This window comes from Legionella qingyii (assembly GCF_003184185.1).
This window is the reverse complement of record NZ_QHJG01000022.1, coordinates 1-15291: the sequence shown is the minus strand read 5'-3', so window position 1 is coordinate 15291 and position 15291 is coordinate 1. Positions and strand designations below refer to the sequence as shown.

The window sequence follows — 15291 nt, the reverse complement described above, 5'->3', positions numbered from 1 at the left end:
ATAGCCTTGTTTCAATACATTCTATAAACTATAGTCTGGTTATTGATGTGATTTAATTGATACAAAAATTTTTATGCCTAAAGTACTCATGAGCGCTTGTCTTCTTGGTCAAAAAGTTCGTTATGATGGGGGAGATTGCTTGCAAAGCCATCCACTTTTGCAGCAATGGTTTAAGGAAGGAAACATAATTACCATTTGTCCGGAAATGGCTGGTGGGCTACCTACACCAAGACCTCCTGCTGAGATTCAGGGTAAAAAATCGGGTGCTGATGTATTAAAGAAAAATGCTTTAGTCAAAACAAATAGCAATCAGGATGTGACTGATTTTTTTCTTCAAGGGGCGCAAAAAGCACTTGAGCTTGTAAAAAAATATCACATACGTGTTGCTATTTTAAAGGCGAGAAGCCCTTCTTGTGGGTTAAGTGAGATTTATGATGGAACTTTTACTCGCACATTAATAAAAGGTGCAGGTGTTACTGCCGCGCTATTAATGGAACACGGTGTTCAGGTATTTGATGAAAATCATATTGATGAGGCATTTCGTGTCGCAACTGCATTAGGGTAAACCTCAGGAATACAAGTTCATAATTTGTGTCTATATTGAAAGAAATTTATTTTCAAGGAGGAGTTGTAATGGAATACAAATGTCATAAATGTGGAATGGGCGTGAAAAACTTAACGTGCAGCAAATGTAATTCACCATTGGTTAACGATGTTGTCAAGACGAACGATGGTATGGTTCAAGTAGCGAAATGTCCTAATAGATGTGGGCAAATTAAATCACCAACATGTTGTGGTCACGATATGGTATGTTCTGATTAATTATTGGCTATGAATTGTGGCTGGGTGGGGCGTAGCAAAAACCGGGTTTATTCATACTTATATAGAAAATTTCTGAGTTCTGCTACCTTCTATTAAGTTATTAATCTTAGCCTACGCCCCGTGTTCTGACCCTGAGAGGGAGGCGCTTTTGGTGACCATCTCTCAGACCTAAAGCGCAATACGTAGAACATCTATTATTAAATAATAAGCTGCCTTTTATAGTTCAGGACTTACGAAAAACCCAATCTCTTCGTTAAAAACATTTTTTGCCTCGACCTTGGGGTTTTCGTAAGTCCTGTAGTTGTGTTATCTCAGTGATAACACAAGCAAGAAGGTATGGGATGTAGCAAGACACATGTTCATTAACTTATTTACGGCAAGCTTGCAAATAGATGGATTTGTAAATTAAGAATAAATCCATATTTCATACAATATTCTGCTGCATATTCGTGATTACGTTGATTTTTTTCCAGATCTAAAAGACCTGGCTCCCAAAAGCTGACCACTTCATTGATTTCAGAACGTTCTGCCAAAGTCAAATCCTGTCCTTTATCTCGAATGGCGCGAACACGTTGCGGTTCTTTTTGGTATCTATTCATGGGACTCACAAACACCTGTTTATTCGTTTTTTCAGCCCATTCATGTGCCCATGCCGGTACTTCGCTATAGGGTTTGTATTGATCTTCTTCGGGGGCTGACATGACAAACTTCAAATAATCAGCTCGTTCCAACATTTTTGCATTGGGTTCCAAGTATCGAATCGTTCGCCCATTTTTTTCCAGGCATTTGGGACTAACTACTAATATCGTGCTTTTTGGAAGGTCAGATAAAATAGAAATACCGTTCGATTCAATTTGAGTATATTGGAAATACGGTTGGGCTTCCTCTAAAAAGGCAGATAAATTTTGTTGTAATGAGGGTTCCCCACCAGTAATGACTAAAATTATTTTTTTTGCCAGACCCTGGGCCCAGGAGGGGGTAGAGAGACTCCGATTCTGAAAAAAAGCATCAATTAGGTTATCTGCTTCCTCCAATAAAGAGGAAAAACTTCTCCATTCACCAACGTCAAAGTAAGTATCACAAAAAGAACATGCTAAATTACATTTGGCTAGACGAATAAAATAGGCAGGATGACCACGAAAAGGCCCTTCTCCCTGTATGGTAAAAAAACGACTGGTAACAAAAAGTTCACCTGGATTTGCTGTTTTAAAAAAGGATTTTCCTACTTTTTCGTTCAGGCCGAACATTGATTTACCCTGGCGTGTATAAAATTTTTACATATTATACTCCATTGCATTTAAAATGTTAGCACTTGCTATTTATTTTTATTTTATAGTTGTATTGCGTGGTTACTTTTGGCTAGCTACTGATTGGATCAAGGAAAATCGTTTGATTAAATTGATGTTTTCTGAGGCCAATTGATAAATTCTTTCAATTGTTTGCTGGCTTATTTGATTGAAAGTGAGTCTTATTTCATTTTGTTGGGACTGTGGTATTGGTAAATATTCATGCGAGTGAAGAATTTTTTTCATTGAATTCAAATCAATAGCATCAAAAGCATAAAAATTATTGCGAGTATAAATTTCAAGGGGAAATGATGCCTTCTTTATTTCAGGATTAAAATTCAATTTACTAAAAGGTAGTTTATTATAGTTGGAGCAATTCAGATCTTTATATCGTTTTATGAAGTTTATTCGATTTAAATAGAAAAAATCTTGCGAAATGCCGCTTAGTTTTCTGTTTATAAAAGAGCAGTTAATTAAGGGGAGGCCCAGGCCTACATAATTGATAAAAAGCAATTCAAATACTCGTTCAATGTAGATTTCTATTTTATGTTCATGATGATTTATTAATGCTTCGTGAATAAATTGAAAGTCGAGTCCTTTCCATGGTGTTGTATCGAAATGTAAATACCAAAGAAGGTAGTAAACTCCATCCCATGGTTGTGCGTAATACTGCTCTGCTATTTTATTTTGCAACTTACGAATCTCATGAACGAGAGATGGGGTAATAATATAAGGAATTTTGGGCTTTAAACAAACCGCCATGCCATTTGTTTTATGATCACGAATGGCGAGTAACTCGATATTATGCACAGCAATCCTGATTAAAATAAAAAAAACAATATAAATAAGGGAAGAACATATAGAAGTGTAGTAAAGAAATCTGGATTTTTCAAAAAAACGCTTTTTTTATTGTTTATGGGCGTTAGAAACCAGTCGTACATCTATTATACTTGAAATGTGTCTTAATTGTTCACAAAGTTGGGTTAATGATTCTTTAGGTCCCGATATATCAATCAGGTTCACAGCAATTGCCCCACGTGATTTATTTTCCATTTGTTCAATGTTGTAGTTTAGTTTTGATATATTTTGGGTGATTTTCCCCATCGCTCCTGGGGCATTTTTGTTGATAATTAATATACGGTAACAATTCGGTACTTGAGTTGCTGAGAGGGATATATTAGGAAAATTAACAGAATATTCGATGATGCCATGTTCTAAATAATTACAAATATTGCGAATGACCATTTCTGCAGCGCTTTGTTCTGCTTCCTGAGTACTTGCTCCCAAATGGGGGAAGGACAAAACATTGGGATGACCGGCCAAATTAACTGTTGGGAAATCTGTAATATATCCCATGATTTGCTGGTTATTTAATTGTTGCAAAATCGCAGCTTCACTGACTATTTGTTCGCGCGAAAAATTGAGTAACAGCATATGGGGTTTAACCAAGGTAATATTTTCTTCATTAATTAAATGAGTTGTAGCTGAATTTAAAGGGATATGTAGGGTAATAATATCTGCATGAGCAAGTAATACATTCATTTCCATAACTTTTTCAACTCCAGGCATCAAAGCCAGAGCATTAGTCAAAGTCATATTCGTATCAAAACCCAATACCTTCATTCCTAAAGCCAGCCCAGCATTAGCTACTTTGACGCCTATATTACCTAAGCCTATGACCCCCAAAGTTTTACCTGAAATTTCATGGCCAATAAATTTCTTTTTTTTAGTTTCGATTTCTTGATTGAATAAATGCTCCTCCTCTTTTGACAGTTCAGTAATAAAGGAGCGGGTTTCATCTAAATGTCTATAACCCATTATCATGGCAGCCATCACCAATTCTTTTACTGCATTGGCATTTGCTCCGGGAGCATAAAATACCGGAATACCCATATTCGTAAGTACATCAACAGGGATATTATCAATACCGGTTCCGGCTCGTGCTACCGCCTTTAATCTTTTTGAAAATTGATGATTATGTAATTTATGGGAGCGCACAAGAATGGCATCAGGCTCAACTGGGTTAAGGCCTAGTTGATAAATGTCAGGATGAAACAAACTCAAGCCCTGTGGCGATATATTATCAAGAACTTGAATGATAAACATGGTCATCTCCCTTGATCAGAACAACAGAGTTATAAATTTCAGCAAGCCCCTGTTCATAATAAGCATAATATTGTGAAGGCAATTTTTTCAACTCATTCTGAGTTAGCCCTAAAGGGATTATCGGGTAAAAACTTGAATTGCTGATATAAAAATCAGAGTGATTTTTCACCCATTCCTTAGGATTTAGGCCTGCAAAACCAATAAATCGTGTTACTATTTCTCGAGCTTCCCAGTCACTTACGCCATCACCTATCAATAAAGAGCGTTCATCGGGTTTGAGTACTGAGGCAATTTCTATCGTTTTACCATTGCCTTGGGTCATATTGCTTTGTTCATCAAATCCTTGATAATTACCTTGCTCATCAAAATACACATCTACTGCGAGCACATTAGTTGCAGGAATTCCTAAAGTTTGGGCAAACTGAACCACTGCCAGTTTAATCCCAGCAGAAATAATATAGATTTTTTTATTCAAACTGTGTAATAGCTGAATGAGTTCTTGTGCTCCGGGAGCAATATGTTGTCTGTAGCATTCCGATAACTCTTCTATTTGTTTTCGAGTGGGTTGGACATAATCCAAGCGCTGGCGATAATCACTGGTAGTCATACCCGTTTTGCCCATACAGCGTGCAGTAATCTGATGTACTTGCTCTGCGACCCCGTTTATCGTTGCTAATTCATTAATGCCCTCAATAAGGGATAGGGTACCATCACAATCAAAGAAAAAAGTATTAATGGGGGTATTTATAGCCCAGGGATTCTGATGATGCATGTAATTGCCCCTATTTTTAAATTGAGATTCACAGAACTGGTGTTTCTGAGCTATGGTTATACGCCTCTTTGGCCATTAACCGGTGCAATTGTTCGGCAATTGTGTGCCAATAGTTTTTATCATAAATTATTCCTTGCCGTGGTTTATATTCATGGCGTTCTAACAGACGATTGAATTGTTCAAATAAATAAGTGGCAAAAGAGTGGTTTTCATAGCGGGTAGAAGGGTCCTCAAAAAATTGCTCCATCTGCTTCATAATTATATCAGTATTATCGCTAGCTTCTGCTTCATTGTTGATCTTTTCCGCTCTTATTTGTCCATCCTCGGTATGGCGCCACCAACTAAACCATCCATTAGGTTGGCGGGTGTTGATACCCAGTTTATAGTAATTACTATAAGCAATCCATGCACCCGATATGGTATTTTTCAACTCTTTAAGCCAGTCTACAGTTAAGTTTATATCTGTTGCACAACCTGTTATTTGCTCATTTTTTTTTAAAAAATCGTGCGATGATGCATTGAGTTTGCGCCGTGTCCGTGAAGGATTTTTATGCTTTATTTGGGGTCTTGATTTGGTAAGATGACTAAGTGGTTTCGTATGAGTATTATTTGTATCCGGATCAATGAATGTCACTGATGTTAATCTAGATTGTTCTCTGGCGGCAATTAATTGCGCCCTTCTTTGAGCAACTAATCCTGGAGGAATATCAAAATTGTTTTTTCCTGCAAATGAAGTTGACTGCTTATTCTTTTTGCCCATTATAATTCCTTATCCCTAAGTTATTCATTAGAGCTTCTGCATGTGCATTTTTTCATTTATTGCTGCGTTATCTCTGTTTCTGCACTGCTCATTTACTTCATGTAAAATCGGCTCCTCGAAACAAAAATGCCTTGTACTGAGGCAAAACCTACAGTTATGCAAGATCTCTATTTATTACATCAAATTGATATGATTCTAAGGCAACTTAATCATATAGGCTCTTTTTTTACTATGCAATAATCCTGATCCTAAATTCATCTTGCTTCAATTGTTAGAATAAGTTAAGGCTTAACGTCGTACCTCAAGAATAGGTCTATACTTGGAATATAATCGGTTCAGGAAAAGGAATGCCTATGAACGCTTATACTGTAGATATCCAACATCCAGTAACCATTCCCAGTAAAAATGTTTATCTCAACGGGTTTTTATTCATCCCTGAGGAGGCGAAGGGTATGGTGATTTTTGTACATGGAAGTGGAAGCAGTCGATTCAGCAATCGCAACCAATATGTAGCAAGCACCTTGAATGAAGGAAAATATGCAACGTTGCTTTTTGATCTACTTACCTCACAAGAAGATGTCATTGATAATGTCACTCGTGAATTTCGTTTTGATATTCATTTATTGGCCTCTCGACTTCTTGATGTAATTCATTGGTGTACCAAAGAATTTGCAGCATATCATTTTCCAATTGGTTTGTTTGGGGCTAGCACAGGAGGTGGTGCGGCACTTGTAGCAGCAGCACAGGGCCCTGATTTAGTCAAAGCGATTGTATCACGTGGTGGTAGACCAGATTTAGCCCGAAACTATTTACCTCAAGTCAAGAGCCCTACGTTACTTATTGTTGGTGGAGATGATGAGGTAGTTATTGGGCTTAATCAGCAGGCGATGTCTCAAATGAGCTGCATCACACAATTGGAACTGGTTCCCGGAGCAACTCATTTGTTTGAGGAGCCTGGAAAATTGGAGGAGGTTTCAAACTTAGCCAAAAAATGGTTTGACCAATATTGTATTGGATAAAGTTTGTGTCCGAGGAGGCTTTTATGAATAAGGATGCTTTGCAAAAGCTGGTCGATGAACTGAATGATACAATTGTCCCTTTGGGCGCCCAAGATGAAGATTATGATGCAGTGCTTGAGCAAATAGGCGATGCTCGTTTTGTAATGATTGGTGAAGCGTCCCATGGAACCCATGAGTTCTATCAGGCTCGTATTCAAATATCCCAACGTCTTATTAAAGAGTGCGGATTTATGGCAATTGCAATTGAAGGAGATTGGCCTGATGCTTATCGTGTCCATCGTTATTTACAGGGAGAAGGAACTATAGCTCATAGTGAGCAATCTTTGGATGCTTTTGAGCGATTTCCAACTTGGATGTGGCGTAATACGACGCTTCCTCCATTTCTTAATTGGTTACGTCTATATAATGACAGTTTGCCTGCAGCAAAAAAAATTGGATTTTATGGTCTTGATTTATATAGCTTAAATTCATCGATGCAAGCAGTAATTGATTTTCTAAATAAAATCGATCCTGAAGCGGCACTACGTGCCAAACAGCGATATGCGTGTTTTGATCATCTTAATCAAGATCCTCAAATGTACGGCTATCTAATTAGTGCCGGAATTAAAAAATCCTGTATTAATGAAGCAGTGGCTCAATTAGTTGAATTGCAACACCGTGCTTTTGAATACCTGCATCGTGATGGAATTGCTGTTGAAGATGAATATTTCTTTGCAACTCAAAATGCTCGATTGGTAAAAAATGCAGAAAATTATTATCGCTCCATGCTGGAAGGCAGGGTTTCAACATGGAATATCCGAGATACTCATATGGCAGAAACACTTAATGTCTTGGCTGATCATTTGGAAACACGCTTCAATAAGCCGGCTAAAATCATTATTTGGGCGCATAATTCACATGTTGGGGATTCGCGTGCGACTGAAATGGGTGAACGTGATGAATTTAATCTGGGGCAGTTGGTACGCGAGCAATATGGCATAAATTCTTATTCTCTTGGTTTCTCAACTTATGAGGGCACTGTTATGGCTGCATCTGATTGGGGAAGAGCAGGAGAGAAAAAGCACATAAGACCTGGTTTGCCAGGAAGCTATGAAGAACTCTTTCATCAGCTAAAATACAAGAATTTTTTCTTAAATTTACTCAATAATGAGAAATTGGAATACTATTTAAATATTCCTCGCTTGCAGCGGGCTATAGGAGTGGTCTATCTTCCAGAAAGCGAACGCTTCAGCCATTATTTTTTTACGCGACTTCCTTATCAATTCGATGGGTTAATTCATTTTGATAAAACGAGCGCTTTAAAGCCATTAAGTCAAAAACAGCTTATGACCAATCAATGATAACAAAAAAGGATACCTTTTGATGTATGTAAACTGGATGTAGCAGAGTGGAACTCGCGATTCTGGAATACTTCAATTACCCGGGTTTTGCTGTGAGTCCCCAGGCTACGATTATTATTTGATATGTAATGTGGCTAAATCTTCTTCATTCAGAGTTTCTTTTTTCAATAATAAAGTCGCGCCTTTTTCTAAAATTTTAATATGCTTTTTTATAATATTTACGGCATCATCAAATGCGGTTTGGATAATTTTGCGGACTGCTGCATCAATCTCACAAGCAGTTTCTTCACTAAACTCACGATCGTGAGGCGTCATAGGAGACTCCAGGAATGGTGAGTGTTCTTTCTGGTAGGTTACAGGTCCGAGTTCTTTGTCCATGCCGTAACGCATGACCATACTTCGTGCAATATCTGTTGCCTTGGCAAGATCATCGGCTGCTCCCGTTGAAAATCGACCAAATACAACAAATTCTGCTGCTCTTCCTCCGAGCAATACCATCATTTTATTTTTTAATTCTTCCTCAGTCATCAGATAGCGGTCTTCAGTGGGGCGTTGAATGGTATACCCCAAACTCCCTATGCCGCGTGGAATAATAGAAACTTTGTGCACCTGATCTACATTAGGTAAAGAAAGCGCGATCAAAGTGTGCCCCATTTCGTGATATGCCACTGCTTTTCGCTCTTCAGGATTGAGTAAGCGATTCTTTTTCTCCAAACCCGCTACAATTCGTTCAACAGCGTTGGTAAAGTCATCCATGCTTACAGATTCAGCATCATGACGCGTGGCAAGCAAAGCTGCCTCGTTGACGAGATTTGCCAAATCTGCACCAGAAAAACCCGGCGTTAAGGCTGCAATTGTTTCAGGATCAATATCGGAGGCTTTTTTTATTTTTTTCAGATGAACATTTAGAATTTCTACTCGGCCTTTTTTATCAGGTCGATCGACGAGTACATGGCGATCAAAACGTCCAGCACGCAATAATGCCGGATCAAGAATTTCTGGTCGATTCGTCGCGGCGAGTAAGATTAATCCCTCACTGGGGTCAAAGCCATCCATTTCAGAAAGTAACTGATTTAAAGTCTGTTCCTTCTCATCATGTCCACCGCCAAGAGGATATGCACCACGTGCTCTCCCCAAAGCATCAAGCTCATCAATAAAAATAATTGCCGGAGCTGTTTCCCGTGCATGGATAAAGAGATCTCGTACGCGTGCAGCCCCAACACCAACAAACATTTCTACGAATTCTGAACCATTAATTGAAAAAAATGGTACTCCTGCCTCTCCTGCCACCGCTCGTGCGAGTAATGTTTTACCTGTTCCAGGAGGACCAACTAAAAGTACTCCTTTAGGTATATGGGCTCCGATACGAGTATAATGCTGCGGATTCTTGAGGAACTCGACGACTTCCATAAGCTCAGCTTTTGCTTCATCTACTCCTGCAACATCTTGAAATGATACATGTGTTTCTTTTTCCATGTAGATTTTAGCTTTACTTTTCCCAACATCCAAAACTCCGCCAGCAGCTGAACCCATGCGCCTTATCAAAAAACTCCACAAAGCAAAAAAAAGTAATGCAGGAATAATCCAAGACAGTATCATGGTTAGCCATTTGTTTTCAGCTTGTCCATTAAATTGTACTTTTGCTGCTTCCAGAGTGGATACAAGAGAGGGATCATTAATACGGACTGTAGTAATCTGGGGTTCTTTGCCACCGTATTCTTTTATTTCTTTGAGTTTATCTTCTGGGAGTAATTCTGTTAAACCTTCAGGTTTTAAGTTTGCGGTAATATAGTCTTGAGTAAGTAAGACGTTATCTAACTTATCTGCTTTCAAAAGTTTTATAAAATCGCTATAAGCAATATCTACAGGATGTGATGCGAAAAAATAGTTCTGGAATAAGAGGATAATCCAGAAAATCATCAAAATATACCAGAGCGAAAACTGCCATTGTTTATTTTCCACCACTCCCCCTGATTTAAGATTTTTATCTTACTTAGTAGAGAAAACGAACTGGTTTTATACAGTATATACCAAACGATGAATGATCATGTCATCAGTATTAGCCAAATTTGATATTTTTTACGTGTAGATGTCATGCCATGATGCCTAATTGAGCAATACTAGCGCTCATTTTTTAAGTCGCAAATCGATAAATTTGGGTGTGCTAACTATTCCAGAAGATAATAAGAAAAGAAAAAGTGAGATATCTGAATCTGAATTATTTGAGGGGGGCGCAATATACCGCCAAAAAATCATCTTTGAATTAATATAGGGAACGAATATAAAAAATCATCAAAATACCAGCAAACTGCTGTTGGTTTCTACTACACTTTCAATTTAAGACTATTATTTTTTTAGTAGAAAAAATGAGCTGATTTTATCACTCCATGTTATAGGATAAATCATCATGTCCTCAGCCTTACTTCCATTCCATATTTTTTTATGCGGCGATGTCATGACTGGGAGAGGAATTGATCAAATTTTAACGCATCCTTGTGAACCACAACTCTATGAATCTTATGTTACAGATGCCCGTATTTATGTTTCCCTTGCCGAAAGAGCTAATGGTACGATTCCTCTTGGCAACAAAGGAGCATATGTGTGGGGGGATGGCTTAAATGAATTAAAGCTAAGGAAACCAGATTTTCGTTTAATTAATTTGGAAACAAGCATTACCAGCAGCAATACTCCATGGCCATCGAAGGGGATCAATTATCGCATGCATCCTGAGAATATAGATGCTATTACTTCAGCACATATTGATGTTTGTGCTTTGGCAAATAATCATGTATTGGATTGGGGTAGAGAAGGTTTTTTAGAAACACTATTGACTCTGGATAAGGCACGAATAGGTTATACTGGTGCTGGAAAAAACATTCAGGAAGCAACTGCACCAGCAATTCATTTTATTCCGGGTTTCAAGGGTAGAGTTCTCGTGTTCTCTATGGGGCTTAGTTCCAGTGGTATTTTCAAAGAATGGGGTGCTACCCAGGAACAGCCAGGAGTATGGTTGCTACCTGATCTGCAAGAAGATTCCATCAAGCAACTCTTCCGATCTTTCATGGTCACTCATCACATCATCCCATTGGTATTGAATGGTACCATCAAGGTTTAATTTTTTATGGTTGTGGCGATTTGATTAATGATTATGAGGGCATAAGTGGCTGGGAAGAGTTCAAAAGTGATTTGTCGGTGATGTATTTTCTCTCTTTTGATGCCCATTTACAGTTGTCACAATTGGAGTTGGTTCCAATGCTAAGAAAAAATTTCAAATTGCAGTATCCAAGTAACGATGCCTGTCAATGGATGGTGAAAAATCTTGCGAAATCTTCACAAGATTTTCAGACATCCTTTGAATTGAAAGACCATATCATTTATTGTTATAAATAGATTAGGGCAATTACTTAGGTTTCTAGTAATGATAAAACCAAATCACTGCAACCAGCTTCTTTAGGACTTTTTGCCTCGAATTAGAAGAATCGGCATCGACGCGTTGCGAATAACACCTTCTGCGACACTACCAAGCAATAAATGCTGATAGCCACGACGACCATGAGTTCCTAGGACAATCAAATCAGCAGGCCAATTTTTTGCTGCTTCAATGATTTTTTCAGCAACTTTTTCGGTAGAGGGATTCATTTCAAGAAGTTGTGCTTCACAGTCGGCATGCTGTTGAAGTGCTATGGTTTGCATCTTATTCAAAAATTGTTGACCATATTCTTTGAATGAAGCCTCAAGCTTCTCATAATCAACCCCGGTTCCAAGATAAGGAGCATAAAACTCATTTGTAATGTGCACAATTCGTAATTTTGCCTGATGCACTTTACTGAGCTTAATCGCTTCCTGGAAGGCTTGCATTGATGTATCGCTATCATCAATCGCAACTAAAATATTCTGATACATTTCTATTTCCTTATGAAAGTAATGGGTTCCACTGTTCAGCAATATCTTACCCTATAATCTAGAATGAAACATAGATAGAATGTTTTAATTAATTTTAGAAGAAATAAATGAATTAATTTTGAGTATGAATAACTGCATGAGGCAACTATGACTACGAACCATGAAATTTTATTTAGTCCTTTTAATTTAAGAGAGCTCACGCTAAAAAATCGCATTGTCATGGCTCCATTAACGCGAAATCGTTCAATCCATGGAATTGATACTCCTTCAGAACTTAACGCAGAATATTATGCGCAACGCGCGGATGCAGGCTTAATTATCGCCGAAGCAACGCAAATTTCGCCGACCGGAAAAGGATATGCTTGGACCCCCGGAATCTATTCCTCAGAACAAATTGCTGGATGGAAATTGGTAACGGATGCTGTTCACGCAAAAGGAGGGGCTATATATTTGCAACTTTGGCATGTAGGGCGAATTTCACATCCTTCTCTGCAACCAGGAGGCATTGCTCCTGTTGCTCCCTCAGCCATTGCGGCATCAGGACAGCGCACATTTATTGAAAATGGTACTTTTGTCGAAGTTGGAGTGCCACGTGCATTAAAGCTCAGTGAAATTCCCCGCCTTATTGAAGATTATCGAATTGCTGCAAGAAATGCTATTTTAGCGGGGTTTGATGGCGTTGAAATTCATGCAGCCAATGGATATCTCATTCATCAATTTTTGTGTGATGGGACAAATCATCGAACGGATCAATATGGCGGTTCAATTGCAAACCGATTACGTTTTGCACTGGAAGTGACTGCTACCATTGTTGATGAAATTGGCGCACATCGAACAGGAATCCGTCTCGCTCCAGTAAGTCATGCCAATGGAGTCACAGATACTGCACCTGCTGCTGTTTTTTTTCCACTTGTACGAGAACTGAGTCGATTTGAGTTGGCTTATGTTCATGTTATTGAAGGAGAAACTCAAGGGGCACGCGAATATTATGGTTTTGATTTCAACGCATTACGCAAAGAATTTAATGGCCCCTGGATGGTAAATAACGGTTATACATTGGAAATGGCCGACGAAGCAGTCACCAGTGGTTATGCCGATCTCGTGGCTTTTGGACGATATTTTATTTCCAACCCCGATCTGGTCATGCGGTTTAGAAAAAACGCGCCATTGAATGAATTAGATCGTGCAACTTTATACGGGGGCAGTGCAAAAGGATATACAGATTACCCATTTTTACAATCAAAACAATGGATGTAGATGAAATAAAATGATGCAAAAGCAATGGTTACTGGTTCTCTTTCTTTTTATTTTATTTGCTACCGTGGCGTATTTTTGGCAACGTTATTTCATTTATTTCCCATCTTCTGAACAACCTAATTTGCAAGATTTTCAGGCTGAAGACATGCAAATTATTAAAATCCCTGTTGCGAATGGATTGACTTTAAGTTCTTGGTATAAACCCTCCGTGGATAAGAAACCAGTAATTCTCTATTTGCATGGAAATGCAGGGCATATTGGCTATCGTATGCCTCTTGTTCGTCAACTTCTCTCAGAAGGGTTTGGTGTGTTATTACTGGAATATCGTGGGTATGGAGGAAATCCGGGAAGGCCAACTGAATCAGGATTATATCAGGATGCGCGAGCGGCAATACAATTTTTACAACAACAGGGGGTTGAAGAAAATCATATCGTGCTCTATGGAGAATCATTAGGAACTGGAGTTGCAACACAAATGGCGACAGAATTTCCTGTGTGCGCTTTAGTGCTGCAATCGCCATATACCTCATTAACGGCTCTGGCACGTTTTCATTATTCCTGGTTACCAATGCCCATGATTGATAAGTATGATTCTTTATCACGCATTCAAAAAATTCATGTTCCCATCTTGATGTTGCATGGGAAACTGGATGATGTTGTTCCTTACAATCAAGGTTTGGTTCTGTTTAATCAAGCCAACCAGCCTAAGGAATGGATTGAGTTTTCTGATAAAGGGCATCAGAACTTATGGAATGCTCATTTTGCGCAAGCAGTTATTGATTTTATTAATGTATATTGTGGCACTCACTCCAAGCAACTATTTGATAAATAATCCTCATTTAGCCTGCCGAGCCGAAAAGGTACATCTGCAGATTAATTGATAATAAATCTGATAAATTTTGAACCAATGGTCTTGCAGTAGAAAAAAATATTAACATAGAATGGTTTATGTTTCTTGTTAAGGGGTTATGGATGACCTATTTGAAGCACATTACCGTTATTTCTAATGCTCTCTTGTTAGTTCAGGGATTAAGTTTCGCAAAAACAAATACAGAAACAAGGATATGCGATGCCAGTATCCATAATCCCTGTATTGTGCAAGACAGTGAGCGTTCATCTTCTCCATTAAAATGGTTACGTGATGCCTCTATGATTGCCAATGCGTATGAAGGGAATACATTGGGCATTAACGAATTGACCATGTCTGGCAGTGAAGAGCCGAGTGAAAAGGGATGGAAAGATATTTCTGATTATATTGCCATGCATGGATATTTACGTGATAAGCCAGTACTGGTGTTGGATTTACGCCAGGAAAGCCATGGCTATCTTAATGGCAGAGCGATTACATTAGTAAGTGAATATGATTGGATAAATCGCGGAAAAACAAATGCCCAAAGTCTTGCAGATCAGGAAAATTGGCTCGGTTCATTAAAAACTCAGAAAAAAATAAGCGGAATTCTATCTTCGCAACAGTTCGCTGCCAAGGAGTTTTCCAGCGGCAAAAGCATCCCGGTAAAAAAGATAAAAAATGAAGCGGACATAGTTTCAAGATTAGGTTTTGAATATCATCGATTATACGTTACCGATCATTGTGCACCGTCTGATTCAGAAGTCGATGCCTTTTTAGCCATAATAAAAAATGCGCCTAAAGATACTTGGTTTCACATACATTGTAGAGGAGGAAAAGGGCGGACAACGAGTTTTTTTGTGATGTACGACATGTTAAAAAATGCAGATAAAGTGAGTTTTGAAGAAATTATTGCACGACACGCATCAATACCTCCCTATTATAATTTGTTTGAAGTCAATCGAGCAGAGCCTTACCTAACTCCTTATTATGAGCAGAGAATTTTGTTCCTTGCCCATTTTTATCAGTTTGCGCAACAGCGTTTAAAGGGATATCAAGGAACGTGGGGGCAATGGAATATGAGTAATTCTGAAAGGTTTGATAAGGTCAGGACTTGCGAAAAATCTCAAGGTCGAGGCAAAAAATGTTTTTAATGAGGGAGTTTAGATAGACTAAATG

Annotated in this window: 15 protein-coding genes and 1 pseudogene; 9 read left to right on the top strand and 7 right to left on the bottom strand. The window is 38.4% G+C overall.

Annotation, left to right across the window (positions count from 1 at the left end):
• The first annotated feature begins 73 nt into the window (after positions 1-73).
• Complete coding sequence (locus DGG96_RS13920) at positions 74-565, top strand: 2-thiouracil desulfurase family protein (RefSeq protein ID WP_110143257.1); 492 nt, start codon at positions 74-76, stop codon at positions 563-565.
• Between the two features lie 628 nt (positions 566-1193).
• Here the strand turns inward: DGG96_RS13920 and DGG96_RS13910 are convergent.
• The 5 genes from DGG96_RS13910 to DGG96_RS13890 all read right to left on the bottom strand — a co-directional run bounded on the left by DGG96_RS13910 (position 1194) and on the right by DGG96_RS13890 (position 5746).
• Complete coding sequence (locus tag DGG96_RS13910; protein WP_110143255.1) at positions 1194-2069, bottom strand: 7-carboxy-7-deazaguanine synthase QueE; 876 nt, start codon at positions 2067-2069, stop codon at positions 1194-1196.
• A gap of 102 nt (positions 2070-2171) precedes the next feature.
• Complete coding sequence (locus DGG96_RS13905; RefSeq protein WP_110143254.1) at positions 2172-2918, bottom strand: hypothetical protein; 747 nt, start codon at positions 2916-2918, stop codon at positions 2172-2174.
• Between the two features lie 96 nt (positions 2919-3014).
• Positions 3015-4214 (bottom strand): 3-phosphoglycerate dehydrogenase family protein, encoded by a 1200-nt coding sequence (locus DGG96_RS13900; RefSeq protein WP_110143253.1) that lies wholly within the window; start codon positions 4212-4214, stop codon positions 3015-3017.
• The gene (locus tag DGG96_RS13895) at positions 4192-4986 is read right to left on the bottom strand and encodes an HAD-IB family phosphatase (RefSeq protein ID WP_110143252.1); all 795 of its coding nucleotides are present in this window, start codon (positions 4984-4986) and stop codon (positions 4192-4194) included. Before DGG96_RS13895 ends, DGG96_RS13900 begins: the two co-directional genes overlap by 23 nt.
• Before the next feature lie 28 nt (positions 4987-5014).
• Positions 5015-5746, bottom strand: a complete 732-nt coding sequence (locus DGG96_RS13890; protein WP_110143251.1) for a hypothetical protein — start codon at positions 5744-5746, stop codon at positions 5015-5017.
• Between the two features lie 353 nt (positions 5747-6099).
• Here DGG96_RS13890 and DGG96_RS13885 point away from each other — a divergent pair, with 353 nt between their 5' ends.
• A complete protein-coding gene (locus tag DGG96_RS13885; protein ID WP_110143300.1) occupies positions 6100-6765 on the top strand; it encodes a dienelactone hydrolase family protein in 666 nt (221 codons plus the stop codon).
• A 23-nt stretch (positions 6766-6788) separates the two neighbouring features.
• Complete coding sequence (locus DGG96_RS13880) at positions 6789-8105, top strand: erythromycin esterase family protein (protein WP_110143250.1); 1317 nt, start codon at positions 6789-6791, stop codon at positions 8103-8105.
• 114 nt (positions 8106-8219) lie between these two features.
• Here DGG96_RS13880 and ftsH read toward each other — a convergent pair whose 3' ends face one another.
• The gene (ftsH, locus tag DGG96_RS13875) at positions 8220-10067 is read right to left on the bottom strand and encodes an ATP-dependent zinc metalloprotease FtsH (protein WP_110143249.1); all 1848 of its coding nucleotides are present in this window, start codon (positions 10065-10067) and stop codon (positions 8220-8222) included.
• A gap of 148 nt (positions 10068-10215) precedes the next feature.
• Between ftsH and DGG96_RS20880 the strand changes: the two genes are divergently transcribed.
• The 3 genes and pseudogenes from DGG96_RS20880 to DGG96_RS21205 all read left to right on the top strand — a co-directional run bounded on the left by DGG96_RS20880 (position 10216) and on the right by DGG96_RS21205 (position 11495).
• Positions 10216-10377: a hypothetical protein gene (locus DGG96_RS20880; RefSeq protein WP_165831618.1), complete on the top strand. Its 162-nt coding sequence runs from the start codon at positions 10216-10218 to the stop codon at positions 10375-10377.
• Positions 10378-10512: 135 nt separating this feature from the next.
• Positions 10513-11195, top strand: a pseudogene (locus DGG96_RS13870) (CapA family protein); the annotation flags it as partial.
• A gap of 45 nt (positions 11196-11240) precedes the next feature.
• Entirely contained in the window at positions 11241-11495 is a 255-nt protein-coding gene (locus DGG96_RS21205; protein ID WP_338066722.1) for a hypothetical protein, read from the top strand.
• Between the two features lie 60 nt (positions 11496-11555).
• Here the strand turns inward: DGG96_RS21205 and DGG96_RS13865 are convergent, their stop codons facing one another.
• On the bottom strand, positions 11556-12008 hold the full coding sequence (locus DGG96_RS13865; protein WP_110143248.1) for a universal stress protein: 453 nt from the start codon (positions 12006-12008) through the stop codon (positions 11556-11558).
• Between the two features lie 147 nt (positions 12009-12155).
• On the opposite strand from DGG96_RS13865, the gene DGG96_RS13860 reads away from it, so the two are divergent.
• From DGG96_RS13860 to DGG96_RS13850, 3 genes are all read left to right on the top strand, one after another.
• A complete protein-coding gene (locus DGG96_RS13860; RefSeq protein WP_110143247.1) occupies positions 12156-13265 on the top strand; it encodes an alkene reductase in 1110 nt (369 codons plus the stop codon).
• 13 nt (positions 13266-13278) lie between these two features.
• The gene (locus DGG96_RS13855; protein WP_110143299.1) at positions 13279-14097 is read left to right on the top strand and encodes an alpha/beta hydrolase; all 819 of its coding nucleotides are present in this window, start codon (positions 13279-13281) and stop codon (positions 14095-14097) included.
• A gap of 140 nt (positions 14098-14237) precedes the next feature.
• Entirely contained in the window at positions 14238-15266 is a 1029-nt protein-coding gene (locus DGG96_RS13850; RefSeq protein WP_110143246.1) for a phosphatase domain-containing protein, read from the top strand.
• The last annotated feature ends 25 nt before the right edge of the window (positions 15267-15291 follow it).